General features: G+C 59.4%; 23 protein-coding genes. 13 read left to right on the forward strand and 10 right to left on the reverse strand.

Features of this window, described 5'->3' with window-relative positions:
• Nucleotides 1–113: 113 nt before the first annotated feature.
• The 4 genes from ACSQ13_RS08845 to ACSQ13_RS08860 all read left to right on the forward strand — a co-directional run bounded on the left by ACSQ13_RS08845 (nt 114) and on the right by ACSQ13_RS08860 (nt 5,339).
• Nucleotides 114–1,835 (forward strand): peptide ABC transporter substrate-binding protein, encoded by a 1,722-nt coding sequence (locus ACSQ13_RS08845; RefSeq protein WP_295511975.1) that lies wholly within the window; start codon nt 114–116, stop codon nt 1,833–1,835.
• 98 nt (nt 1,836–1,933) lie between these two features.
• Nucleotides 1,934–3,001 (forward strand): ABC transporter permease, encoded by a 1,068-nt coding sequence (locus ACSQ13_RS08850; protein WP_295511974.1) that lies wholly within the window; start codon nt 1,934–1,936, stop codon nt 2,999–3,001.
• On the forward strand, nt 2,994–3,992 hold the full coding sequence (locus ACSQ13_RS08855; RefSeq protein ID WP_176249406.1) for an ABC transporter permease: 999 nt from the start codon (nt 2,994–2,996) through the stop codon (nt 3,990–3,992). The genes ACSQ13_RS08850 and ACSQ13_RS08855 overlap by 8 nt, the downstream gene beginning before the upstream one ends.
• A gap of 300 nt (nt 3,993–4,292) precedes the next feature.
• Nucleotides 4,293–5,339 (forward strand): YeeE/YedE family protein, encoded by a 1,047-nt coding sequence (locus ACSQ13_RS08860; protein WP_295511973.1) that lies wholly within the window; start codon nt 4,293–4,295, stop codon nt 5,337–5,339.
• A gap of 4 nt (nt 5,340–5,343) precedes the next feature.
• On the opposite strand, the gene ACSQ13_RS08865 is transcribed toward ACSQ13_RS08860, so the two are convergent.
• The 3 genes from ACSQ13_RS08865 to ACSQ13_RS08875 form a co-directional block, all read right to left on the reverse strand.
• Entirely contained in the window at nt 5,344–6,627 is a 1,284-nt protein-coding gene (locus ACSQ13_RS08865) for a DUF3422 family protein (RefSeq protein ID WP_295511971.1), read from the reverse strand.
• Nucleotides 6,628–6,956: 329 nt separating this feature from the next.
• Nucleotides 6,957–8,396 (reverse strand): NAD(P)(+) transhydrogenase (Re/Si-specific) subunit beta, encoded by a 1,440-nt coding sequence (locus ACSQ13_RS08870; protein WP_176249409.1) that lies wholly within the window; start codon nt 8,394–8,396, stop codon nt 6,957–6,959.
• Between the two features lie 13 nt (nt 8,397–8,409).
• Nucleotides 8,410–9,984 (reverse strand): Re/Si-specific NAD(P)(+) transhydrogenase subunit alpha, encoded by a 1,575-nt coding sequence (locus ACSQ13_RS08875; protein ID WP_176249410.1) that lies wholly within the window; start codon nt 9,982–9,984, stop codon nt 8,410–8,412.
• A gap of 235 nt (nt 9,985–10,219) precedes the next feature.
• Between ACSQ13_RS08875 and ACSQ13_RS08880 the strand changes: the two genes are divergently transcribed.
• Complete coding sequence (locus ACSQ13_RS08880) at nt 10,220–10,972, forward strand: SDR family NAD(P)-dependent oxidoreductase (RefSeq protein WP_176249411.1); 753 nt, start codon at nt 10,220–10,222, stop codon at nt 10,970–10,972.
• A gap of 327 nt (nt 10,973–11,299) precedes the next feature.
• Here ACSQ13_RS08880 and ACSQ13_RS08885 read toward each other — a convergent pair whose 3' ends face one another.
• From ACSQ13_RS08885 to ACSQ13_RS08905, 5 genes are all read right to left on the reverse strand, one after another.
• A complete protein-coding gene (locus tag ACSQ13_RS08885) occupies nt 11,300–12,076 on the reverse strand; it encodes a gamma-glutamyl-gamma-aminobutyrate hydrolase family protein (protein ID WP_176249412.1) in 777 nt (258 codons plus the stop codon).
• Between the two features lie 78 nt (nt 12,077–12,154).
• On the reverse strand, nt 12,155–12,580 hold the full coding sequence (locus ACSQ13_RS08890; RefSeq protein WP_176249413.1) for a GlcG/HbpS family heme-binding protein: 426 nt from the start codon (nt 12,578–12,580) through the stop codon (nt 12,155–12,157).
• A gap of 69 nt (nt 12,581–12,649) precedes the next feature.
• Entirely contained in the window at nt 12,650–14,803 is a 2,154-nt protein-coding gene (locus ACSQ13_RS08895) for a malate synthase G (RefSeq protein WP_295511969.1), read from the reverse strand.
• A 104-nt stretch (nt 14,804–14,907) separates the two neighbouring features.
• Complete coding sequence (locus tag ACSQ13_RS08900) at nt 14,908–15,081, reverse strand: DUF2256 domain-containing protein (protein WP_435988238.1); 174 nt, start codon at nt 15,079–15,081, stop codon at nt 14,908–14,910.
• Nucleotides 15,082–15,146: 65 nt separating this feature from the next.
• On the reverse strand, nt 15,147–15,386 hold the full coding sequence (locus ACSQ13_RS08905; RefSeq protein WP_295511965.1) for a hypothetical protein: 240 nt from the start codon (nt 15,384–15,386) through the stop codon (nt 15,147–15,149).
• 102 nt (nt 15,387–15,488) lie between these two features.
• Here ACSQ13_RS08905 and pepN point away from each other — a divergent pair, with 102 nt between their 5' ends.
• The 3 genes from pepN to ACSQ13_RS08920 are packed head-to-tail and all read left to right on the forward strand — an operon-like array spanning nt 15,489 to nt 19,213.
• Nucleotides 15,489–18,041, forward strand: coding sequence for an aminopeptidase N (gene pepN, locus ACSQ13_RS08910; RefSeq protein ID WP_295511964.1), 2,553 nt, complete (start codon nt 15,489–15,491; stop codon nt 18,039–18,041).
• A gap of 3 nt (nt 18,042–18,044) precedes the next feature.
• Complete coding sequence (locus ACSQ13_RS08915; protein ID WP_295511963.1) at nt 18,045–18,779, forward strand: SDR family oxidoreductase; 735 nt, start codon at nt 18,045–18,047, stop codon at nt 18,777–18,779.
• Complete coding sequence (locus ACSQ13_RS08920; RefSeq protein WP_176249419.1) at nt 18,779–19,213, forward strand: hypothetical protein; 435 nt, start codon at nt 18,779–18,781, stop codon at nt 19,211–19,213. Before ACSQ13_RS08915 ends, ACSQ13_RS08920 begins: the two co-directional genes overlap by 1 nt.
• Before the next feature lie 83 nt (nt 19,214–19,296).
• Here ACSQ13_RS08920 and ACSQ13_RS08925 read toward each other — a convergent pair whose 3' ends face one another.
• The gene (locus ACSQ13_RS08925) at nt 19,297–19,896 is read right to left on the reverse strand and encodes a transglycosylase SLT domain-containing protein (RefSeq protein WP_373030198.1); all 600 of its coding nucleotides are present in this window, start codon (nt 19,894–19,896) and stop codon (nt 19,297–19,299) included.
• A 425-nt stretch (nt 19,897–20,321) separates the two neighbouring features.
• On the opposite strand from ACSQ13_RS08925, the gene ACSQ13_RS08930 reads away from it, so the two are divergent.
• The 5 genes from ACSQ13_RS08930 (at nt 20,322) to ACSQ13_RS08950 (ending at nt 24,505) form a co-directional block, all read left to right on the forward strand.
• The gene (locus ACSQ13_RS08930) at nt 20,322–20,900 is read left to right on the forward strand and encodes a hypothetical protein (RefSeq protein ID WP_295511961.1); all 579 of its coding nucleotides are present in this window, start codon (nt 20,322–20,324) and stop codon (nt 20,898–20,900) included.
• On the forward strand, nt 20,824–21,630 hold the full coding sequence (locus tag ACSQ13_RS08935) for a hypothetical protein (protein WP_295511960.1): 807 nt from the start codon (nt 20,824–20,826) through the stop codon (nt 21,628–21,630). The genes ACSQ13_RS08930 and ACSQ13_RS08935 overlap by 77 nt, the downstream gene beginning before the upstream one ends.
• Before the next feature lie 186 nt (nt 21,631–21,816).
• Complete coding sequence (gene gatB / locus ACSQ13_RS08940) at nt 21,817–23,328, forward strand: Asp-tRNA(Asn)/Glu-tRNA(Gln) amidotransferase subunit GatB (RefSeq protein ID WP_176249420.1); 1,512 nt, start codon at nt 21,817–21,819, stop codon at nt 23,326–23,328.
• Between the two features lie 93 nt (nt 23,329–23,421).
• Entirely contained in the window at nt 23,422–23,889 is a 468-nt protein-coding gene (locus ACSQ13_RS08945; RefSeq protein ID WP_295511959.1) for a thioesterase family protein, read from the forward strand.
• 94 nt (nt 23,890–23,983) lie between these two features.
• A complete protein-coding gene (locus tag ACSQ13_RS08950) occupies nt 23,984–24,505 on the forward strand; it encodes a hypothetical protein (RefSeq protein ID WP_295511957.1) in 522 nt (173 codons plus the stop codon).
• Here the strand turns inward: ACSQ13_RS08950 and ACSQ13_RS08955 are convergent.
• A complete protein-coding gene (locus ACSQ13_RS08955; RefSeq protein ID WP_176249422.1) occupies nt 24,502–24,759 on the reverse strand; it encodes a BolA family protein in 258 nt (85 codons plus the stop codon). The two genes, ACSQ13_RS08950 and ACSQ13_RS08955, sit on opposite strands and share 4 nt — an antisense overlap.
• Between the last annotated feature and the right edge of the window lie 69 nt (nt 24,760–24,828).

The raw sequence follows: 24,828 nt of genomic DNA on the forward strand, positions 1-24,828 counted from the left end.
TGACCTTTCTGACGCGATGATAAGAAAGTTGGGGCCATGTCGATGATTTGGCATCCAACAATAAAAATGCGGCACCACCAAAGAAATCACCGGTGCCCAACAAGGAGTAAGTTATGACGTTGAAAACCCTTTTGATGGGTGCAATTGCCTTGACGGCTCTTGCCCCCGCTGCATTCGCAGCCTCCCACGAGGGAGAGCGCGGACGCGACGGCGAGGTCAAGATCATCTATTGGCAAGCGCCATCGATCCTGAACCCCTATCTGTCCGGCGGCACCAAGGATCTCGAAGCCTCCAGCCTCGTGATCGAACCTTTGGGCCGTTATGACGAAACCGGCGCATTGGTGCCTTTCCTGGCCCAGGAAATCCCGACCGTTGAAAACGGCGGCGTTGCCGAAGACCTGAAATCCATCACATGGAAGCTGAAAGAAGGCCTGATGTGGTCTGACGGCACGCCTGTGACATCGGCTGACATCAAGTTCACAGCCGAATATTGTATGCACCCTGAAGGCGGTTGCGCACAGGGTTCCAAATATGACGGTGTTACATCTGTCGATATCGTCGACGACTTGACTGTTACGGTCAATTTTTCTGACGCAAAACCAAACCCTTACGGCCCGTTCATGGGTGCTCAGGCACCGATCATTCAGGCGGCTCAGTTCGCGGAATGTCTGGGTGCTAAGGCACCTGAATGTACCGAAGCCAACTTTAACCCGATCGGCACCGGCCCGTTCATGGTTACGGATTTCCGTCCGAACGACGTGATCCAGATGGTTGCCAACCCGAACTTCCGTGACCCGAACAAACCAGCCTTTGCATCGCTGACCTTTAAAGGTGGCGGCGACGCGACAGCAGCGGGTCGTGCGGTTATGGAAACCGGCGAATACGACTATGCATGGAACATGCAGCTGGCGCCTGACGTACTGGCCAAAATGGCCGAAGGCGGCAAAGGTCTTCCTATCTCGGCATTCGGCACATTGGTCGAACGTATCGAGATGAACATGACCAACCCATCGGCAGACCTGCCCGAGGGCGAGCGGTCCACCGTGATGCACCCGCATCCGTTCCTGTCGGATTTCAACGTCCGCAAGGCGCTTTCCATGGCAATCGACCGCCCGCTTCTGGTTGAAGTCGGTTATGGTCAGGCCGGTCGTCCAACCTGTAACCTTGTTCCTGCCCCTGCACTCTATGCATCCGACAACACCGAATGTCTGACGCAGGATCTGGAAGGTGCCAAGGCACTGCTGGAAGAAGCCGGTTATACCGATAGCAATGGCGACGGTATCCGTGAAAAAGACGGCGTAAAGCTGTCGGTTCTGTACCAGACCTCGACCAACGCTGTCCGTCAGGACTTCCAGGCGTTGATCAAAGACTGGTGGAACCAGATCGGTGTCGAAGTCGAACTGCGCAACCTTGACGCGTCTGTCTTCTTTGGTGGTGACCCAGGTTCGCCTGACACGTTCCAGAAGTTCTATGCAGACGTTGAAATGTACGCAAACAACTTTGACGGCACAGACCCACAGTCCTATCTGTCGGCCTACCGTTGTGGCAACGAACCAAAGCCATCCAGCCAGTGGCAGGGTGAAAACATCAACCGCTTCTGTAACGCGGAATATGATGAACTGCTGGACGAATTGTCCCGCACAGGTGAATTGTCCAAGCGTGGCGAAATCGCCAAGCGTCTGAACGACATCATCACCAAAGAAACCATGACAATCGTTCCACTGGTTGACCGTGGTCGTGTATCGGCTGCCTCCACCACTTTGGGTGGCGTTGTGCTGAACACATGGGATTCCGAGCTTTGGAATGCCGCTGATTGGTACCGCATCAAGGAATAATACTTTCCTTCTTTGGGGGAGCGTGTTCTACGCTCCCCCTCTCCGGACCGACCACCTGAATCACCATCACCACAGACTGACCTGCAAAGGCGCCGCGCATGCTGACTTTCACCATTCGACGACTGCTATTGTCGATCCCGACGCTTTTGTTCATCAGTATGGTTATTTTCCTGCTGCTCCAGCTCGCCCCCGGCGATCCGATGGCGCAGGTTCCGCTGACCGTGCCCCCAGAAGTCAAACAAAAGATGCGCGAAGCGCTTGGCCTTGGCCAGCCGATCTATGTGCAATATTACAAATGGCTGATCCAGTTCTTCTGGGTTGAACCGCAGGTGTTCCTGGATTGGGCGACACGGGACTCCTTCCTTTTGGGCTGGCTGCCGGACACGCATTTCTCGACCTTCATCGACCCCGATACCGGTGCCGTGCGCCCCGTGCAGCGCACCATCAGCTGGCAGACCCGCAGCCCGATCATGGATATCGTGATCCAGCGGATGCCACAGACCCTTTGGGTGGTGGGGCTAAGCTATGTCGTTGGCATCCTGATCGCGATCCCGATCGGTATCTATTCGGCCTATCGCCACTATTCGCTGTTCGATCAGGCCGGTACTTTCATCACCATGGTCGGCTTTTCGATCCCGCCCTTCTTTACGGGCCCGCTGCTGATTGTGGTGTTTTCGGTCACGCTGGGCTGGTTGCCGTCGATCTATGACACCACCCATGTGGTCACCGACTGGGCCAGCTTTAAGATCCAGTTCATGCAGATGATCATGCCGGTCATGGTGCTGGCGCTGCAAACAACGGCCCAGATCAGCCGCTATATGCGCGGTGCGATGCTGGACAACCTCAATCAGGATTACGTGCGCACTGCGCGGGCCAAGGGCCTCAAGGAATCCTCGGTTGTGTTGGTGCATGTGCTGCGCAATTCGATGATCCCCGTTGTGACGGTGATTGCGCTTGGGATGCCCGCGATCTTTGGCGGCGCGATCATTACCGAAAACGTGTTCAAGGTGAACGGCATCGGCCAGCTGCTGCTGACTGCCCTGTTCGCCAATGACCTGCCGATGGTGATGACGCTGACCTTTATCTTTGCCATCCTGATTGTTCTGTTTAACCTGATTGCCGATGTTTTGTACGGCCTGCTTGACCCGAGGATCCGCTATGACTGAGCAAGCCATTCCAGCAAGCCCCATCGAGGCCGACATCGAAACCTTTGGCGCGTTGGTCGACAAGGAACCATCCAAGCCGCCGCGCAGCCAATGGATCGACGTCTGGCAGCAGTTCCGCAAACACAAAGGTGCCGTGTTCGGCGGTGGCTTTTTGCTGTTCATCACGCTGGCGGTGGTTTTCGGCCCCTTCCTGTGGGACGTTGACCCCAAGGCGCTGGACATCCGCAACAAGAACTGGCGCCCCGTGTACCAGTTGCTGTTCGACAGCGAGGCCAAGGCCGGTTGGGCACATCCGTTCGGCACAGACCAGCTGGGCCGCGATATCATGGCGCAGATGATTGCAGGCGGTCAGGTGTCGATGGCCGTGGGCTGGCTGGCCATGGCGCTGGCACTGGTGATCGGCTCCGCGATTGGCGTGATCTCGGGCTATTTCAAAAAGCTCGATTTCTGGCTGATGCGCTTCACCGATCTGGTGCTGTCCCTGCCGATCCTGCCCCTGACACTGCTGGCCGTGACGCTGTTCCGCCAGCCGCTGAATTCACGTTTTGGGCCCGAAGGCGGGATGTTCATCCTGATCGTGGGCATCATCGGCCTGACATCCTGGATGCAAACCGCGCGGATCGTGCGCGGCGACATTCTGGCGCTGAAAGAACGCGAGTTCATTCTGGCCGCGCGGTCGATCGGGACGCGGTCGGGCAAGATTATCCGGCGGCACCTGCTGCCCAACGTCATCTCGCCCATCATGGTGTCGGCGACCCTGGGTCTCGCCACAGCGATCATCACCGAAAGCGCATTGAGCTTTCTGGGGGTCGGTTTTCCGTCGGACTTCCCCACCTGGGGCAAGCTGTTGTCGGACGCGGTCAGCCGGATGCAGGAATTCCCCGAGCGGGTGTTGTTGCCGGGAATCGCGATTTCGCTGACGGTGTTGAGCGTGAACTATCTGGGCGACGGTTTGCGCGATGCCCTGGACCCGCGGTTGCGGGGGCGGTGACCGGACGCGGGCTTGGGTCTGTCGGGCTGCTGGCGGATTTGAGTATTTAAGAAAGGGTGAAGGGGGGATATTGGTCCTCCCTTTTTTTATGGGTGAATAAGGAAGCGACACCGGTGCGCGGCGGGTGACGTGGAACGATAGCTGCCATGGGGCGCAAAATCGGGGGAATGGTTCCTGTAGGGCGCGCGGAACGCGGGAAAATGTTCCGGTTCACACCCTATAATACACATATGAATTGCTTGATATCAGCGTTTTTTCGCGCCAATTGGGAAATAATTCCATTTCGCAGAGGATCAGGCGATGTTTGAGTCATTCGGTTTTGAAAACACCACCCCGCAGCAGGCATCTGTTCTGCTTGCCATTATCATTGGCCTGCTGTTCGGCGTCTTTGGACAGATTACCAAGTTCTGTTTCCGCAGGTCCCTGATCGGCGCGGATCGGGTTTCGGCTGCGGGTGTGTGGCTGACGGCGCTTGCCTTTGCCGTTGTCGGGACCCAGGCCGCCGTGTCGATGGGTTGGATCAGCTTTGCCGAGCATCGCTATATGGTATCTGATCTGCCGGTTGCCGCGATTGTGGTTGGCGGGTTGCTGTTCGGGGCCGGTATGGTGTTGACCCGTGGCTGTGTGTCGCGTCTGACCATTCTGGCGGGCTCCGGCAATCTGCGGGCAGCACTTGTTGTCGTTGTGTTTGCGATTGTTGCCCATGCCACGCTGAAGGGGGTGTTGGCCCCCCTGCGGGTCGCTTTGGGGAGTGTCACCGTTGATATGGGCGACGCCATCAGCCTTGCCGCCCTGCCCGGTGGCGCGTGGCTGTGGACGGCAGTGATTGCCGTGCCTGCGTTGGTCTATGCGCTGCGCTCGGGCAACGGGGTTGGCACCTTGGGTATGGCGGCGGTCATCGGCCTGCTGGCCCCACTGGCCTGGGTCGGCACCGGTTTCATCCTGTTTGACGAATTCGACCCCATTGCGATGGAAAGCCTGTCGTTCACCTCCCCCGCCGCCGAAACGCTGTTCTGGGCCATCGCAAGCAGTGCTGTGCCTGCCGGTTTCGGTGTTGGCCTTGTGGGCGGCGTCATCGTCGGGGCGTTGCTGGCAAGCCTGACCTTTGGCGGCTTTGCCTGGCAGAGCTTTGAGAGCCCCGCCCAGACCGGTCGCTATTTGGCAGGTGCCGCGCTGATGGGCGTTGGTGGTGTGCTGGCGGGCGGCTGCACTTTGGGTGCCGGTCTGTCCGGTGTCCCTACCCTGTCGCTGGCAGCGATCATGGCCATCGTGATGATCGGCGTTGGTGTGTTGACCATGAACGCCCTGCTGCGCGCTGCCCCTGAGGGCCGCGTGGCACATGGCTGAGGCCCTAGTGGATCTTGCTGCGTAGCCGCCGCAGCATCCACCACACCACCAAGACCACAATCGGCACAGCGACGGCAGTCAGAACGCCCTTGCTGATTCCGAAGGGTTCGGCCAGCGGATAGAGCGCATAGCTGGCAAGCGACACGGCGTAATAGCTGATCGCGACCACGGACAGCCCTTCGACGGTGTGTTGCAGACGCAGCTGTAAATCCGACCGCCTGTCCATGCTGGCCAGAATTTCCTGGTTCTGGGCAGAGCGTTCCACATCCACCCGTGTGCGCAGCAGTTCCGAGGCGCGAATGGCGCGGGCCGACATGGACTGCAACCGCATCTCGGAGGATTTGACCGTGCGCATGGCGGGCTCGTAGCGGCGCATCATGAATTCATCAAACCCTTGCCGCGACATGAACCGCGTTTCGCGCAGGGCCGATATCCGTTGGGTGACAATCGCCTGATAGGCCTCGGTCGCGCCAAGGCGATAGGAGGTTTGAGCCGACAGGGTTTCAAGCTGCACTGAGATGTCCAACAGCTTGTGCAACGTGTCTTCGGCCATTGCATCAGAGGCGCGCATGGCGGCCATCAGGTTGGTCAGTTCCCTGTCCAGATCATTCAACTGCCCGCCGAAATCACGCACCTTGGCAAAGCCCAGCATCGACATGGATTTATAGGTCTCGATCTCGCACATCCGCTGGACGATACGTCCAAGGCGACGTTCACCTGTCTGGGGGGCGGCAAAGATCGCCACGCGCATGTGACCGGCGGAATCGATGCGGAAATCGCAGGCCACTGTGGCCGCATCATCCAGCACATTCGCCACCGCAAGGCTTTCGGGGACAAACCAGTCGCGCAGGACATCGGAGATCTGCCCATTGTTTTCCGGCCGTTGGACCAACCGCAGCAGGATCGAGGTGATCCGTTCCGCGTTCAGGCCAGCCCGCCAATCTGCGGGAAACACGTCGAATTCTGCGGGGTCAAAGGGGCGGTCGCTGATCTGGTCTGAAAACACCGTATAGGTCACGAATTCGGTGTGCTGTTCCCATTTCAGCGCGAACTTCCCCATCGGGCCGTAATAATGCGTGGCATTTTCAGCGGGGAGCGGCGCGCCGTAGTGTTTCAGCAGTGCCGACAGGTGTTCAAGATCAACAGATCTGTCGCGGGTGGCGGCATCGCCGGGGGGGCGCACGGCGAGATAGGCCGCGACATGCGGGGCACCAAGCGACGGAAACGGGCGCGCGTGCAATTCGCTATTGAGCGCGTAACGCAGGGGGTGGTCCTTGATCGAAGCCATTCGGGTCCTCGTCGGTCAAAACGGTTATTTGCGCCAAGATACAACAATCGGCGGCAAAGGATATATAAAATATCGAATATTTCCAGAGCCTTACGGTGTACCATTGAATACCACGCGGGGCTTTGCGCGGGTCTGTGTCGTCAGGTTGTAGCGACGTCAAAGGTTTATGCGGCTTCATTGTCCACAAGGGCAGCCGACAGAACGCCAAAACGGGATGTCCAACGACCGGGTTGGCGTAAACCTCGGGGGCGACAAAACGCGAAACGCCCCGTCATTTCTAACGGGGCGTTCCAGTTCGGTAGCAGCGGGATGGTTTCCCGCCTGACCTATCAGTCGATCAGCGGCAGCAGCTTGTCCAAGCTGGCCTTGGCATCGCCATAGAGCATCCGCGTGTTGTCCTTGAAGAACAGCGGGTTTTCGATGCCGGAGTAGCCTGTGCCCTGCCCGCGCTTGGACACGATCACGTTCTTGGCCTTCCAGCATTCCAGAACCGGCATACCGGCGATGGGGCTGTTTGGATCGTCCTGTGCGGCAGGGTTTACGATGTCGTTGGACCCGATCACAATGGCAACATCCGTGCTGGGGAAGTCGTCGTTGATCTCGTCCATCTCCATCACGATGTCATAGGGCACCTTGGCCTCGGCCAGCAGCACGTTCATGTGACCCGGCAAACGCCCCGCAACGGGGTGAATGGCGAAACGCACGTTCTTGCCTTGGGCGCGCAGCTTTTTGACCAGCTCGCTGACCGCTTGCTGTGCTTGGGCAACCGCCATCCCGTAACCTGGAATGATGATGACGCTATCCGCTTCGTTCAGCATCGTCGCAACGCCGTCGACTTCGATTGCGACCTGTTCGCCTTCGACCGCCATCTGTTCGCCTGCAGGGCCACCAAAGCCGCCCAGAATCACGCTGACAAAGGACCGGTTCATCGCCTTGCACATGATGTAAGACAGGATCGCCCCCGAAGAACCGACCAGCGCGCCAACAACGATCAACAGATCATTGCCAAGGCTAAAGCCGATCGCCGCCGCGGCCCAGCCGGAGTAGCTGTTGAGCATCGACACAACCACCGGCATGTCGGCACCACCGATGCCCATGATCAGATGGTAGCCAATGAACAAGGCCGCCAGCGTCATCAGCAACAGCGGCAGGAAGCCACCGGTGTTGAAGTACCAGATCAGCGTCAGCACAGCGACAGCCGCCGCCGCGATGTTCAGCATGTGACCGCCGGGCAGTTTTTCCGCCTTGGAGGACACGCGACCCGCCAGCTTGCCATAGGCAATCACCGAGCCGGTGAATGTCACCGCACCGATGAACACGCCCAAGAACAGTTCGACCCGCAGAATGCTCAGCTCGACACCGGATTTCTTGGCGATCAACGCCGCGAAAGTGCCCAGTTCATAGGGGTCACCGCCGTCAGCGATGAAACCACCCACGCGGCCGATCTCGAAATGTGCGATCAGACCGACGAACACCGCTGCCAGACCGACAAGGCTGTGCATCGCGGCAACCAGTTCGGGCATCTGCGTCATCTGCACCTTGGTCGCCAGCTGATAACCGATGGCACCGCCACCGGCGATCAGGATGATCGACAAAAGCCAATAGCCGGAACCCGGCCCGATCAATGTTGCAGCCACGGCCAAAGCCATACCCACAATACCGTACCACACCGCGCGTTTCGCGCTTTCCTGCCCGCTCAACCCGCCAAGCGACAGGATAAACAGGATTGCTGCGACCACATAAGCCGCTGTTGTGAAACCAAAATCCATGATTCCCGCCCCCTTAAGATTTCTGGAACATGGCGAGCATGCGCCGTGTCACGAGGAAGCCGCCGAATATGTTGATCCCACACATGAAGACCGACAAAGCCGCCAAAACAATCACCAAGAAGGAACTGGAACCGATTTGCATCAGCGCGCCCAGAATGATGATCGACGAGATCGCATTGGTCACCGCCATCAACGGTGTGTGCAAGCTGTGCGCCACGCCCCAGATGACTTGGAAACCGATAAACACCGACAGAACAAACACGATAAAGTGCTGCATGAAGCTGGCCGGAGCCACCAAACCAACCGCCAGCAGCAACGCGCCGCCAACAGCCAGCAATGTGACCTGCGACTTGGTCTGCGCCTTGAACGCGGCCGTTTCAGCGGCGCGCTTTTCTTCCGGTGTCAGTTCCTTGACCGGTGCCTTTTTCGGGGCAGCCGCAATCGCTGCCACTTTGGGGGGCGGCGGCGGGAAGGTCACTGCGCTTGCGTGGGCGATGGTCGCGCCACGGATCACGTCGTCTTCCATGTTGTGGTTGATCACGCCGTCTTTTTCCGGCGTCAGATCGGTCAACAGGTGACGGATGTTGGTCGAATAAAGCGTCGACGCCTGCGTCGCCATCCGGCTTGGAAAATCGGTATAGCCAATAATGGTCACGCCATTATCGGTGACGATCTTTTCGTCCATCTTGGTCAGCTTGCAGTTACCGCCCTTTTCCGCCGCCAGATCGATGATCACCGAACCGGGTTTCATCGCCGCGACCATGTCTTCGGTCCACAGCTCAGGCGCTTCGCGGTTGGGGATCAACGCCGTGGTGATGACGATATCGACTTCGGGGGCCAGTTCGCGGAACTTGGCCAGCTGCGCTTCGCGGAATTCCGGCGAAGACACCGACGCATATCCACCCGAGGTGGAGCCGTCTTTCTGTTCTTCCTCGAAATCGAGGTAGACGAATTCGGCACCCATCGATTCGACCTGCTCGGCCACTTCGGGACGCACGTCAAACGCGTAAGTAATCGCACCCAGGCTGGTCGCAGTCCCAATCGCGGCAAGACCGGCAACACCGGCACCGACAACCAGAACCTTGGCCGGGGGCACCTTGCCCGCCGCCGTGATCTGACCGGTAAAGAAACGACCAAAGTTATTGCCCGCCTCGATCACCGCACGGTAGCCTGCGATGTTCGCCATCGACGACAAGGCATCCATTTTCTGCGCGCGGCTGATCCGGGGGATCATTTCCATCGCGACAACGGTGGCCCCTTTGTCAGCGGCGGCCTTCATCTTGGCCTCGTCCGCGACAGGGCTGAAGAACGAGATCAACGTCTGACCGCTGCGCAGTCTTTTCATCTCGGCGTCGTCCGGTGCGCGCACCTTGGCAACCACATCAGCGGCTTTCCAAAGCGCCGCCGCCGTCTTGACGACCTCAACACCAGCAGCGGTATAGGCTGCATCGTCAAAACCCGACGCAATCCCTGCGCCTGTTTCGATCATGCACTCATGACCCAGTTTTTGCAGCGCAAGTGCTGACTCGGGGGTCATCGCAACGCGGCGTTCCCCCTCAAATACTTCCTTTGGCGTCCCGATCTTCAATCCAGAATCCCCCGTGTTGCCGTGTCGCGACCACCGTGGCGCAACATTATTGCTCTGAGCAGTACCGCTTGGGTTCCTATAGTACAAGTCGTGGCCAGGGATTGAAGGCCAATTCTGCCCCCTGCTAGCGCTAAAAGTTCGATTTCCGGGCATGCGACGTTGCGTGACAGTGCCGCATGGCTTGCGCCCATCGGCCCCGGTCGCCAGCATGGTCTAAATTCAAAGGGAGAAGATCATGGAATTGAACGGAAAACACGCATTCATCACCGGTGGCGGCACCGGCATCGGTCTGGCAATCGCGCAGGATCTGGCCGCCAAAGGTGCGCATGTCACCATCACCGGCCGCCGCCAAGACGTGCTGGACGAGGTCGCAGGCCCGAACATGACCGGCGTGGCAATGGATGTGCGCAACGAGGATGACGTGGTCGCCAAGATCGCCGCTGCCGTTGCCGCCCATGGTCCGATCCAGATTTGCATTCCCAACGCAGGCATCGCCGAAGGCAAAGCCGTGCATAAAACCGATATGGAATTCTGGCGCAACATGATGGCGACCAATCTGGACGGCGCGTTTCTGACGATCCGCGAATCGTTGAAATCCATGCGCGAAACCGACTGGGGCCGCGTGATCGCGATTTCCTCGATGGCGGGTCTGCGCGGGCTGCCCGGTGCCGCGGCATATTCCGCCTCCAAACACGGGATGATCGGGCTGGTCCGTTCCCTCGCCGAAGATTACATGGGCCAGCCCTATACGTTCAACGCCATTTGCCCCGGCTATGTGGACACGCCGATTGTCACCCGCAACACCGCGTCCATCTCGCAACGCGCTGGTATCTCCGAGGAAAAAGCCCGCGCGATCATGGTAAATTCCAATCCCCACAAACGTCTGATCGACGTCTCCGAAGTCTCTGCGGCAGCCGGCTGGTTGATCGGCCCCGGTTCCCAAAGCATCAATGGCCAGTGCATTCAGGTCACCGGCGGCCACATGTAGGCCGGGCGTCAGGTCCAATCGGTCAAAAGTAGAATTGGCTTCAACATTCATTAACCATGCGCCGCTAGTCTCGGTGCATGGTTAATGTCTCTGTCATCCTCGATTACGCACTGCGCGCTGCCCGCCCCTATGATGGCGGGCCCGCATGATAAAGCTGTCCTTTAAAAGCCGTCGCAAGCCCGGCACGCCGCCACCGGTCGGTTCCGAACCACCCTTGCCGGTGCAGATACAGCGAAATCCGCCCGGCTATGTCTGGCGGTCACGTCGCAAACCCATTGCATCCCCGCCCCGCCATACCTTTGACTTCAAAGCGGAAAAACACCCAGCCTAGGCGGTTTGCAACAATCCCTGACGCTTGCCCACAACCCAGGCTTTTGCGGCTTCGCCGAACCGTTCGAACAAGGGGCGCGACACCGGATCATTGGCGGCGTCCCATTCGGGATGCCACTGCACTGCAAGGGTGAAACCGGGTGCGCCTCTGATATAAATCGCCTCTGGCGTGCCATCATCGGCAAAGCCGTCAATCACCACGCGCGGGCCGGGTTCCTTGATGCCCTGCCCGTGCAAGGTATTGGTCCGCACCTTTGCCGATCCCAGAATTTGATGGAAAACGCCGCCCTGCGTAAAGGTCACATCATGGCGCAGCTCGAATTTTTCCTCGATCGTGCCGTCGGGGGGCATCCGGTGGTTCATCCGCCCCGGCAAATCGCGGATCTCGGGGTACAGCGACCCGCCCATCGCGACATTGACCTCTTGAAAGCCACGGCACACACCGAAAAACGGCTGCCCGCGCTCGACACAGGCGCGGATCAGACCCAATGCAACCGCATCCCGCGCCCGGTCAAAGGTACCATGGGCTTCGGTCTCGGCCTCGCCGTATTCTTCGGGGTGCACATTCGGACGGCCGCCCGTGAACAAAAACCCGTCGCAGGCGTCCAACAGTTCCGGAACGGAGACAAGCGACGGGTCACTGGGGATGATCAAGGGCATACAGCCCGAAACCTGCGCCACCGCCACCGTGTTCATCGTACCGGCAGCGTGGATAGGGTATTGGTCATTCAAAAGGCCGGCGTTGCCAATAATACCGACGACAGGACGTGACATATGCAGCCTCAAACTTGCGAATAGATCAAAGCTTATCGCGTCCCATGCGCGACCTCAACACCTCTTAAAGCGACGGTTTCACGCTTCGGCAGCGATCCCCGCAGCGGCGATGCCGGCCATTCCGGCCTCCACATCATTGTCAGACGTGTCACCCGTGACCCCCACGGCACCGATGACAACGCCCTTGTCATCGCGCAACAAGATACCACCGGGCACAGGCACAACCGCCCCGCCGTAAACCCCGTTCACAGCCGCCATGAAATAGGCCTGCGCCTCGGCCCGCGCCATCTGCGCCTTACCGGCCATCCCAAGCATCACCGACCCGTAGGCCTTGCCATGCGCAATACCGAAACGCCCCGGTGCAGCACCGTCTTCGCGCTCGAACGCCTGCAGATGTCCGCCCGCGTCCAAAACCACGACCGACAAAGGCTTGAACCCCATCTCGCGGCCTTTTTTCAGCGTTTCTGCAATAATCACCCGCGCCTGCTCTAACGATACCATCATTCTAAACCTTTTTCATTTTGCCAAAAAACTCCGGGGTGCGCGAGGGGCTGGCCCCTCGCTCCCGAACCATCACCCTTGTGCGGCCTTCAACTCCAGCCGCCGCGCGTGCAACACAGGCTCGGTATAGCCCGAAGGCTGCACCCGCCCCTTCATCACCAGATCACAGGCCGCCTTGAACGCGATCCCGTCAAAACCCGGTGCCATGGGGCGGTACAGCGGATCACCCGCGTTCTGCCCGTCAACCACGGCTGCCATTTTCTTCAAACCGGCCATCACCTGATCCTCGGAAATCACCCCGTGATGCAGCCAGTTCGCCAGCGCCTGCGCAGAAATCCGGCAGGTGGCGCGGTCTTCCATCAGGCCCACATTGTGAATGTCAGGCACCTTGGAACAGCCCACGCCCTGATCGATCCACCGCACCACATAGCCAAGGATACCCTGGGCGTTGTTCTCGATCTCTTTTGCGATTTCCGCGTCCGACAGGTTGCGGCCCGTCAGAACCGGGATCGTCAACAGCGCCTCCAGCGTGCCACGGGCACCGCCGGCCTTGATCTCTTCCTGCCGCGCCAGCACGTCAACCTGATGGTAATGCATCGCGTGCAGCGTCGCCGCCGTTGGCGATGGCACCCAGGCGCAGTTCGCACCGGCTTTGGGGTGGCCGATCTTGGCCTCCATCATGGCGGCCATCATGTCGGGCATCGCCCACATGCCCTTGCCGATCTGGGCCTTGCCCTGCAAACCGCAGGCCAGACCGATATCGACGTTGCGATCCTCATAGGCGGCGATCCACGCTGAATTCTTCATCTCGCCTTTGGGCACCATGGGTCCCGCCTCCATCGAGGTGTGGATTTCATCACCCGTGCGGTCAAGGAAACCGGTGTTGATAAAGGCCACCCGCGATTTTGCCGCGCGGATACATTCGGCCAGATTGGCCGAGGTGCGGCGCTCTTCGTCCATGATGCCCAGCTTGACCGTGTTGGCAGGCAGAGCCAGCACGTTTTCCACATGGGTGAAAATCTCGTCGGCAAAGGCGACTTCGGCAGGGCCGTGCATCTTGGGTTTGACCACATAGACCGATCCCGCGACCGAATTGCGCATCCCGCCGGTCTTTTGCAGGTCGTGCATGGCAATCAGCGTGGTGATCATCGCATCCATCAGCCCCTCGCCCACTTCCAGACCGTCACGGTCCAGCACGGCGGGGTTGGTCATCAGGTGGCCCACATTGCGGATCAGCATCAGCGACCGGCCTTTGACGGTCAGCGCACTGCCATCCGGCGCGGTATAGTCGCGGTCGGGGTTCATCGCGCGGGTGACCTGCTGGCCGCCTTTTTCGAATGTCTCCGACAGATCGCCCTTCATCAGGCCCAGCCAGTTGCCATAGGCGACAACCTTGTCTTCGGCATCCACGGCGGCAACGCTGTCTTCGCAATCCATGATCGTGGACAGCGCGGATTCCATCAACATATCCGACACATGCGCCGGGTCGGTTTTGCCAATCGGGTGATCCGCGTCGATTTGCACTTCTATATGCAGCCCGTTGTGTTTCAGCAAAATCGCCGTCGGCGCGTCTGCATCCCCGCGGTAGCCCGCAAATTGCGCAGGATCGGCAAGGCCGCCCGCACTGGCCAAGGACAGAGCGCCGTCAGACAGTTTGATCCCCGACACATCCGCCCAAGAGCCGGACGCCAGTGGTGCCGCCTCGTCCAGAAACGCCTTGGCCTTGGCCACAACCCGTGCGCCGCGCGCCGCGTCATAGCCCTTGCCCTGCGGCAGGTCGCCCAGCGCATCGGTGCCATAAAACGCATCATACAGGCTGCCCCAGCGGGCATTGGCCGCGTTCAGGGCAAAGCGGGCATTGGTGATTGGCACAACCAGCTGCGGGCCGGGCACCGACGCGATTTCAGGGTCAACGCCAGCGGTATCAATGGAAAACGCCGGCCCTTCAGGCACCAGATAGCCGATTTCGCGCAAAAACGCGGTATAGGCAGCCGCATCGTGATCCTGACCGGCACGTTCCTTGTGCCATGCGTCGATCTGCGACTGCAGGTCTTCGCGCACCTGCAACAGGTCGCGGTTCTTTGGCCCCAGATCATGCACGAGATCAGAAAATCCACTCCAGAAAACATCGGGTTTCACACCGGTTCCGGGCAGCGCTTGGGTTTCGATGAAGCGGACCAATTCGTCCGCGACCTGCAAGCCGTTCTTATCTGTGCGTTGGGTCATTGAATGCTCCTAGGGGTTACGTCTGCGATCGCTTTCGTCAAATGCTTAAAAGGTAACATCCACTTGAGCAAGTCATATTGGTAAAATTATATTACCAATATGGCTCAAACCCGCTTTTTCAGCGCCCCGCGGCACCTGTCAGAACAGGTGCGAACCGCATCCCAGTCTCTGGCCCATTTCTTGCGCCACATGAAAGGCAACCCGCATGCGGCGCAGATTTTCGTGGGCAGATCGGCTTTCTTGCGCATTTTGGGCATCGGGGGCCTCGCAGGGATCATCAAACAAAAAACAGGCAGGTCCTGAACGCCAGAACCTGCCCTGAAATACTCGTTAAATCGGAAACTTAATTACTGTCCATGGTGCCTGTGGCCACCGGATCAACGGGCGCAGCCGTCGATGCGGCACCTGCGTCCTGTTCGATCAACACGCCATCTGTTGCAATGTCATCGCGGCCGTTATCGATGATGAAAAACAGCAATAGCATCACCATCATCACACCAAAGACCATGGCGGCCATGATCCCCAAAAGGGCGGGTTTATGTTGCTTTTCCTGGGTGTCGATGTTTGTGTCGGGTGCTGACATGATCATTCTCCGTTCAATAGTTTCTCGCTCCCGCCTTGCGGGTGCTTCTTCGGGGGATTAACTTTGGAACAGGACATTCAGTTCCGAAATAAAGGAAATACCATGCGCGACGCTGCCCCACAGACGATATACCTCGCCGATTACACGCCTTTCGGCTTTATTATCGACAGCGTTGCCCTTCACTTTGATCTGGACCCGCACAAGACCCGCGTCAAAAGCACCATCGCGTTCCGGCCAAACCCCGATGCCACAGACCCCACGTTCTTTTTGCACGGTGAAAAGCTGAACCTGATCAGCGCCAAGATCGACGGCAAACCCGTAACGCCCGATGTCACCGCCGAGGGCCTGACCTGCGACGTGCCAAACGCCCCCTTTGTTTGGGAATCCGAGGTCGAGATTGACCCGACCGGCAACACCGCGCTTGAGGGGCTCTATATGTCGAACGGCATGTATTGCACCCAATGCGAGGCCGAAGGCTTTCGCAAGATCACCTATTACCCCGACCGCCCCGATGTGATGGCCGTGTTCACCGTGACCATCAACGGCCCGCATCCGGTGCTGCTGTCCAACGGCAACCCTGTGTCCAACGACACCAACAGCGCCGAATGGCACGACCCCTGGCCCAAGCCCGCCTATCTCTTCGCGCTGGTCGCTGGCGATCTGGTCGCCCATCCTGGCAGCTTCACCACAAAATCCGGCCGCGATGTCACCCTGAACCTCTATGTGCGCCCCGGCGACGAGGGCAAATGCGCCTTTGGCATGCAGGCGCTGAAGGATTCGATGAAATGGGACGAAGAAGTTTACGGCCGCGAATACGACCTTGATCTGTTCAACATCGTCGCCGTCGATGATTTCAACATGGGCGCGATGGAGAACAAGGGCCTGAACGTCTTCAACTCCTCTGCCGTTCTGGCCTCGCCCGAAACCTCGACCGATATGAACTTTGAACGGATCGAGGCGATCATCGCCCACGAGTATTTCCACAACTGGACCGGCAACCGCATCACCTGCCGCGACTGGTTCCAACTGTGCCTCAAGGAAGGGCTGACCGTGTTCCGCGACAGCCAGTTCACCTCCGACATGCGCTCGGCCCCAGTCAAACGCATCAGCGATGTGATCGACCTGCGCGCCCGCCAGTTCCCCGAAGACCAAGGCCCGCTGGCCCACCCCGTGCGCCCCGACAGCTTTCAGGAAATCAACAACTTCTACACCGCAACGGTCTATGAAAAAGGGGCCGAAGTCATCGGGATGTTGAAACTGCTGGTCGGCGACAAGGCCTATGCGGATGCGCTCGACCTCTATTTCGACCGCCATGACGGTCAGGCCTGCACGATCGAAGACTGGCTGCGCGTGTTCGAGGACACCACCGGCCGCGACCTGACCCAGTTCAAACGCTGGTATTCACAAGCCGGCACCCCGCGTCTGTCGGTGACCGAAGACTGGGACCACGGCAAACTGACACTGACCTTTAAACAGCACACCCCGCCCAGCACTGCCACGCCTGATCCGCAACCGCAGGTGCTGCCCATTGCCGTGGGTCTGATCGACCAGGACGGCGACGAGGTCGAGGAAACCAATATCCTCGAAATGACTAAAGCCGAACAAAGCTTTGTCTTCGACAACCTCGGCACCCGCCCCATTGTGTCGATCCTGCGCGGCTTTTCCGCCCCCGTGGTGCTGACCCAAGACTTAAGCGATGCCGACCGCGCGCATTTGCTGGCCTATGATACCGACCCCTTCAACCGTTGGGAACAGGGCCGCATTCTTGCGCGCAAATCGCTGCTGGCAATGATCCTCGAGGGCAAGAAACCGAACAAGGACTGGCTGAAAGGCATCCGCGCCGTGATCAGCGACGAACATCTTGATCCGGCCTACCGCGCGCTGATGCTCAGCTTGCCCTCGCAATCGGATCTGGCCCGCGCCTTGGCCGAAGACGGCCACACCCCAGACCCCGACATCATCTATGCCGCGGTCGAGGCCACCCGCGATGCGATGGCGAAATCCTATGCCAATCTGGTCCCGACGCTCTATATGCGCCACACGGTGACGGATGCCTATGAACCCAATGCCGCGCAATCGGGCAAACGGTCGCTTGCCAATGCGGCCTTGTCGCTGCTTACCCGCACAGACGACGGTGCCATGGCGCAAAAGCAATACGGTGCCGCCGATAACATGACCCAACAGCTTGGTGCCCTGGCGAACCTGATCCGCGCGGGCAAAGGCAGCGGCGCGTTAAAGGCGTTCGAGGCACAGTGGAAAGACGACCGTCTGGTGATGGATAAATGGTTCGGCCTGCAAGTCATGGAAGCCGACCCCGAAGAGGCCCACGAGGTCGTCGAAACCCTGACCGAACACGCCGATTTCAACTGGAAGAACCCCAACCGCTTCCGCTCGGTTCTGGGGGCCTTTGCCGCCCATCATGCCGGGTTCCACCACGCGTCGGGCGCGGGCTATCGCCTGCTGGCCGACTGGCTGATCAAGCTTGATCCGCTGAACCCGCAAACCACGGCACGGATGTGTTCCGCCTTCCAGACATGGAAACGCTATGACGCGGACCGGCAGGCCTTGATCAAAACCGAACTCGACCGCATTCTCGCCCAGCCCGACCTGTCGCGCGATACAACCGAAATGCTAACCCGTATCAGGGGGGCCTAAGCCATGCGTCCGATCCTTCTCATCACCGGTGCCTCTGCCGGCATTGGTGCCGCCTGCGCCCGTCTGGCCGCGCCCAGCTATGATCTGGCCCTGAACTACCGCTCCGATACTACAGGGGCCAAAGCGGTCGCCGCACAGGCCGAAGCCCAAGGCGCACGCGTTTTGCTGTGTCAGGGCGATGTCGCCGACCCTGCCGATGTGGCGCGCATCTTTGACCAGATCGACCAACACTTTGGCCGCCTCGATGCGCTGATCAACAACGCGGGCATCGTCGACCAGATCGCCACGGTCGCCGACATGGACCACGCCCGCCTGAAACGCATGTTCGATGTGAATGTGATCGGGGCGATGATGGTGGCCCAGGCCGCCGCCGCCCGAATGCAAGCCCAAGGCAACGGCGCGATCGTCAACATGGGGTCGATCGCGGCGCGGCTCGGGTCGGCAAATGAATTCGTGGACTATGCCGCCTCCAAAGCCGCCATTGACGCCTTCACCAAAGGCCTCGCCAATGAACTTGCGCCCCAAGGCATCCGCGTCAATGCGATCCGCCCCGGCCTGATTGAAACCGAAATCCACGCCAAAGCAGGCGCACCAACCCGCGCCCAAGACCTTGCCAAAAACATCCCCATGCAACGCACAGGCACCGCCGACGAAGTCGCCAGCGCCACGTTGTTCTTGCTGTCGGATGCGGCCAGCTACATCACCGGCACGACATTGGACGTCAGCGGCGGGCGCTGATGCCCGCCCCGTTCACCTACCAGCGACAGGGGCGCAGCATCGGGGCGATGGTGCTGCTGGCAGCGATCTGGACGGCGCTGGCCTGCGCCTGGGTTCTGATCGACGCCGCTCCGCTGATCCTCGGGATCATCGCCGCCTGCACCCTGCCCGCCCTCTATGATGTGGTCAAAAACCCCGCAGCCGGCCTCAGCCTCACCCAAGAGCAACTCCACTGGCACAGCGGCCCCCGTACCGCCGAAATACCGGTCACGGAAATCGACCGCCTCCGCCTCGACACCCGGCTCGACTTTTCAGTCCGCGCAACGGTCATGCTGAAAAACGGCCGCAAAATCCGGATTCCGTTCGAGGCGACACCCCCCCATCACAGCTTTGAACAGGCGCTAAACGCCCGAAACATCAAAACCGAACGCCATCATTTCAGCCTCAGGCAATGACCCCCCGCTTCTCTGGCTCTTAAATATCCTCGCCGAAGGCATCCCGCCCCCAGCGCCCATTCCCAAGATCGAAAAAACGCGCGCTATGGCCGCGCCTTGGGCCGGACCCGGTCCACAGGGGTACAATAGCTCTGCCCTCGCAGCCACCGCGCCATATCTCCCCGCTTGGCCTCGCTGCGCATGGGCCCCCAATCCGCCGCGACACCGCGCCCCTTGGGGCCATAGATCACCCCGTCCCGCGGGACCGTCACCGCCATGATCCGAATGCCACAGCTCAGGTTCGCGCCGCCGCTTTTCAGCGCCTCACCGCTGCCCGCATTGCATTTGTACCCCCGTGCAGTGGCGGGCAAAATCTGCAACAACCCGTACCACAGCCCCCCACCGCCGACAGCATAAGGCTTGTAGGTGCTTTCATGTTTTGACAGCGCTGACAGGAAACCGACCCAAAACGCGCGACGTCCCCTTTCATCTGCTGTGGGGTATGCGGGGCACCAGTCGCCGATATCTGCCGGCACCATATCAACCAGAGGTTTGCCGTGGCTCTTGAGCGCCGACAGCGCCACCCGTGTCCAAAGCGCATGCCCCGGCTGATGCTGGAACCGCGTGCGGGGCAGGTTTGCGGGCCGTGCCGGGGGCGACAGGTTTTCCCGGCTCAACCGGGCGCGCGGTGTCAGATCCGTCAGCCCCGCAGCGGCGGGTGCATCCGCAGTCTGCCCGACGGCAACCGATGGCAACGGCACCACCGCATCTGACCCGATAGAGCCATCCGCCCGCGCAATCGGGCGCAGCAAATCATCGGCCTGCGCAACCGCATAGGTTGCGCACCCGATCAGGGTCAAACTCAGAACTGAAAGTCGTCTCACGTCCTCATCCCCCCTGTTCTCCCTTGAAATTCAGGCAAATCACCATTCCCGCAAGCTGTTTCAACAAAGCTGTCGCATTTCGGCTACCGTTTCCAACCCTCATACAATTCGTCAGAATTTAGCCCGAAACACACGCTTTGGCTGTAGATAAATCGCACATGAACCTTGCCGCAGCCATGTTCGCGCCCAAATCTGCGGCCATCTTAATCTGATACGAGACGTTCACACGAAAGACTGGACAAAACATGATGCAGATTAAGAACTTTTTCAAACGCAAGAAAACGTCATCTATTACACATGGCGCTGTCAACATGTCTTCGATCCCGTCCCTTGCTGATCTGTCCGAAAAATTAACGAACGCCAAGCTGTGCCAGCGGCAATCCCGCGAGCCGCTGGCAAAACCCGATCGGGATATGCTGAAGATCAACTGTCCCGACCCCACTGCCGAAGAACGCGCGCGCGATGGCTATCAACAGACAGGTCAACGTCTGGTGCGTCAGGAAAACTGGACAGCCCTAAGCCAGGTGATCCGCCAGCATGATGACGCCAGTACCTTGACCCAAGGCGCAATGCCGGTGGCGGATTTGATCGCCTTTGGTGCCCGTGGCGATGTGGTCATGGCTGCCGAACACGCGATCCGCGAAAGCGACACCTGCATCGCCAAGGAAGTCCTGACCGGCATCGAAGACTTTGAACATGTGCTCGAAGAATATCCCAACGACTATATCGTGGCCTGCATCGTGGCCCATGCCCATATCGACGTCGGCTGGGCGTGGCAACGGGTGGGATGCGGAAATCCCGCAGCGCAACCGCGATGCCTTTGAGGCGCATTTCGCCCGCGCCCAAGAGATCATCGAACCGTTTTTGGACCAACACCCCGACAGCCCCCTGCTGGCTGCAACCCATTGCGCCCAGGTCTGCGGACCCGTCGGGGCAAAAAGCGACGTGGCTGACAGATACGAACACCTGATTGACCTCAACCCCCGCAATCCCGGGCCAATGCGGGCGATGGGCAACCATCTTCTGCCGCGCTGGTTTGGCAGCTATGCCCAGCTTGAGCTCGAGGCCCGGCGCACAGCGGCGCGCACGGCAGATATCTGGGGGGCTGGCGGCTATACCTGGGTGCAGTTCGACGCGATTTCCTGCGATGACGAAGCCTGCGCGCATCTGGACCTGCAATTCTTTATCGACGGTCTGCGCGACATTCTGGAGCGCAGCCCGGATGCCTATACGGTGAACCTTCTTGCGGCCTATTGTGCCAACACCATCGGTCAGGGCTTTACCGGCAATGACGAAGCCGACCAGGTTCGCGCCCAGATTGCCGCTTGCACGGAATGGATTGTGCGTGAACATCTGACCGAATTGCACCCGATGATCTGGGCCCATGCGGCACACGGGTTTGACAACAACCTGCGCATCCGTTCACCGCATAAATTTGCGGCTGCGGGTCAGGATGATGCCATGCGGATCATGGCAGGCCTGTTCAAAGCAGAGATCGAAGCCGGTAAACGCATCGTATTCACGGAAAACGGCCCGCAGGCCCACGCCTTTTAGGGCATTCCGTTTCCATGTCGCTCCGTTCGGGATGCCGTCCGATGACCGTCGCGCCATCGCGCCGGACTGGCCCTTGCGCCGGTCCGGCGCGATGGCTTTGGGCGACAGGGGCCAAGCCCCCTCTTGCAGCACCCCGCCCCCTGTCTTATGACCGACACAGATCCCTAAGATGCCAAAGGTGCCCGAATGCTTGACCTGACCTATGACACCCCAAAAGTCCGCACAATTGCCGGTGCCAAACATGACTGGGAACTGGTCATCGGGATGGAGGTCCACGCGCAGGTGCTGTCGAACGCCAAACTCTTCTCGGCGGCATCCACCAAATTCGGCGCAGAACCCAACAGCAACGTGTCATTCGTCGATGCCGCAATGCCCGGGATGCTGCCCACGCTGAACGAATTCTGCGTTGAACAGGCGGTGCGCACCGGTTTGGGCCTCAAGGCGCAGATCAATCTGGAAAGCGCGTTCGACCGCAAGAACTACTTTTACCCCGATCTGCCGCAAGGCTATCAGATTTCCCAGCTGTACCACCCCATCGTGGGCGAAGGCGAAGTGCTGGTTGAAATGGGCGACAACACCGCGCGTCTGGTGCGCGTCGAACGCATCCACCTTGAACAGGACGCGGGCAAATCCATTCACGATATGGACCCGAACATGTCGTTTGTGGATTTGAACCGCACCGGTGTTGCCCTGATGGAAATCGTCAGCAAACCCGACATCCGCGGCCCCGAAGAAGCCGCCGCCTATCTGACCAAACTGCGCCAGATCCTGCGGTACCTGGGCACCTGCAACGGCGACATGCAGTCCGGTGCCATGCGCGCCGACGTGAACGTGTCGATCTGCCTGCCCGGCCAGTATGAAAAATACCAGGCGACGCAAGATTTCAGCCATCTCGGCACCCGCTGCGAGATCAAGAACATGAACTCCATGCGCTTTATCCAGCAGGCCATCGACGTCGAAGCCAAACGCCAGATCGCCATTGTCGAAGGTGGCGGCGAAGTTGTGCAGGAAACGCGGCTGTTTGACCCGGACAAAATGGAAACCCGTTCTATGCGGTCCAAGGAAGAAGCCCATGATTACCGCTATTTCCCCGACCCCGATCTGCTGCCACTGGTGATTGAACAGGCGTGGGTCGACCAGATCAACGCAACCCTGCCCGAACTTCCCGACGCCAAGAAAGCACGCTTTATCAACGATTTCGGCCTCAGCGACTATGATGCATCGGTGCTGACGGCAGACCTCGACAGCTCCAGCTATTTTGAGCAAACCGCCCAAGGGCGTGACGGCAAGATGGCCGCGAACTGGGTGATCAACGAACTCTTCGGTCGTCTCAAGAAGGACGAGAAAACGATCAATGAAAGCCCCGTCACCCCCGCCCAGCTGGGCGGCGTGGTTGATTTGATCGCGTCCGATGCCATTTCCGGCAAGATCGGCAAAGACCTCTTCGAGATCGTCTATACCGAAGGCGGCGATCCGGCCGTGATCGTTGAAGAACGTGGCATGAAGCAGGTCACCGACACCGCAGCCATCGAGGCCGCCGTGGACGAGATCATCGCCGCCAACCCCGATCAGGTTGCCAAAGCCCGCGAGAACCCCAAGCTGGCCGGTTGGTTCGTGGGTCAGACCATGAAAGCCACAGGCGGCAAGGCAAACCCCAAGGCGGTCAATGAAATCGTGGCGAAAAAGCTGAACGGCTGAGGGCGGCGCGGAATTTTTCAAAAATTCCGGCCCGTTTTCTTTCAAGAAAACGCCCCCCGCCCAAAGTCTATCGCCCTAACGAGAGGTTGCCCCTTGGAAACGCCCTTTAAATCATCACTGCGCCCCGTCAGGCCCGAATGGATCGACTTTAACGGCCATCTGAACATGGCCTATTATTCGGTGCTGATGGATAACGCGGTCGATGATGCCTACGATGTGCTTGGCTTTGGCCCCGAGTATCAAAAGCAGGGCTGCACCACCTATGTCGCCGAATTCCACATCTGCTATGTGCGCGAATTGCACGAGGGCGCGCAGACCTACTGCACCTTCCAGTTGCTGGATTACGACGAAAAGCGCTTTCACAGTTTTGTGGAGCTTTGGCACGCAGATGGCTGGCTTGCCGCCACCGGAGAGGCGCTGACCCTCCATGTCGATCAATCCGGCCCCCGTGTTGCCCCCATGCCAGACACGATCCTGTCCAAGCTTGACGCGATGAAGCAGGCCCACAGCAGCCTGCCTTTCCCCGACCGGGCGGGGCGCAAGATCGGCCTAAAAAAGTAGCAATGCCTGATAAGTTGTAGAAACTGCGGCGCGATCCCGTTGAAGGACATTTTCCAATGGGGTATGACAGGGCAAGCAACCCCGAAGGACGCACATGCCCCGTTACGAATACAAAGTCGTACCCGCCCCGAACAAGGGCCTGAAAGGCAAGAACGTCAAAGGGGCCGAGGCCCGGTTTTCCCACGCATTACAAGAGCTTATGAATGGTCTTTCCGGCTATGGCTGGGAATATCAACGCGCCGAAACCCTGCCTTCGATTGAACGTGCAGGCCTTACCGGGTCCACCACCGAATGGCGCAATGTGCTGGTGTTTCGCCGCCCCCGCGAGGGCGATGCGGATGCGTTTAACCCCGAATTGCTGCCTGCCCCGCAGGCCTTTGCGCCCGATCCAGACCCGATCGAAGCCAAAAAGAACGAAATTTCCAGCAACCCGCAAGGATATCAGGGGTTCTTTCAAGGCGAAAACGGGGTCGAGGATCACGACGATTTGAACGCGGCCCCTGCCTTGCTCAATTCGCTTGCCAAGCGGCGCAAAAAACCCGCTGCGGGTGACGAGGCCGCAGGTGACGCTGCTGAGGCCGCCCCAGCCGACACGCCCCCCGCCGCCAAAGACTAAACGTCGATATCCAGCGCCAGCGCGTGGATGCGGCCAATCAACTCGGGTCCCAAGGCCCCGTGCACCGCGCGGTGCCGTGCAATCCGGTTCATGCCCTTGAATTTTTCGGACCTGATTTTTACGTTAAAGTGGCTTTCGCCTCCCTCTTGAAAGCCCGAATGCCCTCGGTGGCTTTCGCTATCATCCACAACGCTCAGTTCGGTTGGCGCAAAATCGGCTTCCAAACGGTCGGCAATTTCTTGAGTTACTGACATTTTTTCGCAAAGCCCCCTTCAATCTGGCGCTGCAATCTTTAGAGTGATCGTCCTGAGTCGGAAAGGTCC

It is taken from the genome of Sulfitobacter sp. SH22, assembly GCF_965641905.1.
GTDB lineage: Bacteria > Pseudomonadota > Alphaproteobacteria > Rhodobacterales > Rhodobacteraceae > Sulfitobacter.

What these genes read in the sequence shown, in the direction of transcription:
- ACSQ13_RS08845 (WP_295511975.1), top strand. Translation starts at nt 114, where the DNA reads ATGACGTTGAAAACCCTTTTGATGGGTGCAATTGCCTTGACGGCTCTT.
- ACSQ13_RS08850 (WP_295511974.1), top strand. Translation starts at nt 1,934, where the DNA reads ATGCTGACTTTCACCATTCGACGACTGCTATTGTCGATCCCGACGCTT.
- ACSQ13_RS08855 (WP_176249406.1), top strand. Translation starts at nt 2,994, where the DNA reads ATGACTGAGCAAGCCATTCCAGCAAGCCCCATCGAGGCCGACATCGAA.
- ACSQ13_RS08860 (WP_295511973.1), top strand. Translation starts at nt 4,293, where the DNA reads ATGTTTGAGTCATTCGGTTTTGAAAACACCACCCCGCAGCAGGCATCT.
- ACSQ13_RS08865 (WP_295511971.1), bottom strand. Translation starts at nt 6,627, where the DNA reads ATGGCTTCGATCAAGGACCACCCCCTGCGTTACGCGCTCAATAGCGAA.
- ACSQ13_RS08870 (WP_176249409.1), bottom strand. Translation starts at nt 8,396, where the DNA reads ATGGATTTTGGTTTCACAACAGCGGCTTATGTGGTCGCAGCAATCCTG.
- ACSQ13_RS08880 (WP_176249411.1), top strand. Translation starts at nt 10,220, where the DNA reads ATGGAATTGAACGGAAAACACGCATTCATCACCGGTGGCGGCACCGGC.
- ACSQ13_RS08885 (WP_176249412.1), bottom strand. Translation starts at nt 12,076, where the DNA reads ATGTCACGTCCTGTCGTCGGTATTATTGGCAACGCCGGCCTTTTGAAT.
- ACSQ13_RS08890 (WP_176249413.1), bottom strand. Translation starts at nt 12,580, where the DNA reads ATGATGGTATCGTTAGAGCAGGCGCGGGTGATTATTGCAGAAACGCTG.
- ACSQ13_RS08895 (WP_295511969.1), bottom strand. Translation starts at nt 14,803, where the DNA reads ATGACCCAACGCACAGATAAGAACGGCTTGCAGGTCGCGGACGAATTG.
- ACSQ13_RS08900 (WP_435988238.1), bottom strand. Translation starts at nt 15,081, where the DNA reads ATGATCCCTGCGAGGCCCCCGATGCCCAAAATGCGCAAGAAAGCCGAT.
- ACSQ13_RS08905 (WP_295511965.1), bottom strand. Translation starts at nt 15,386, where the DNA reads ATGTCAGCACCCGACACAAACATCGACACCCAGGAAAAGCAACATAAA.
- pepN (WP_295511964.1), top strand. Translation starts at nt 15,489, where the DNA reads ATGCGCGACGCTGCCCCACAGACGATATACCTCGCCGATTACACGCCT.
- ACSQ13_RS08915 (WP_295511963.1), top strand. Translation starts at nt 18,045, where the DNA reads ATGCGTCCGATCCTTCTCATCACCGGTGCCTCTGCCGGCATTGGTGCC.
- ACSQ13_RS08920 (WP_176249419.1), top strand. Translation starts at nt 18,779, where the DNA reads ATGCCCGCCCCGTTCACCTACCAGCGACAGGGGCGCAGCATCGGGGCG.
- ACSQ13_RS08930 (WP_295511961.1), top strand. Translation starts at nt 20,322, where the DNA reads ATGATGCAGATTAAGAACTTTTTCAAACGCAAGAAAACGTCATCTATT.
- ACSQ13_RS08935 (WP_295511960.1), top strand. Translation starts at nt 20,824, where the DNA reads ATGCCCATATCGACGTCGGCTGGGCGTGGCAACGGGTGGGATGCGGAA.
- gatB (WP_176249420.1), top strand. Translation starts at nt 21,817, where the DNA reads ATGCTTGACCTGACCTATGACACCCCAAAAGTCCGCACAATTGCCGGT.
- ACSQ13_RS08950 (WP_295511957.1), top strand. Translation starts at nt 23,984, where the DNA reads ATGCCCCGTTACGAATACAAAGTCGTACCCGCCCCGAACAAGGGCCTG.
- ACSQ13_RS08955 (WP_176249422.1), bottom strand. Translation starts at nt 24,759, where the DNA reads ATGTCAGTAACTCAAGAAATTGCCGACCGTTTGGAAGCCGATTTTGCG.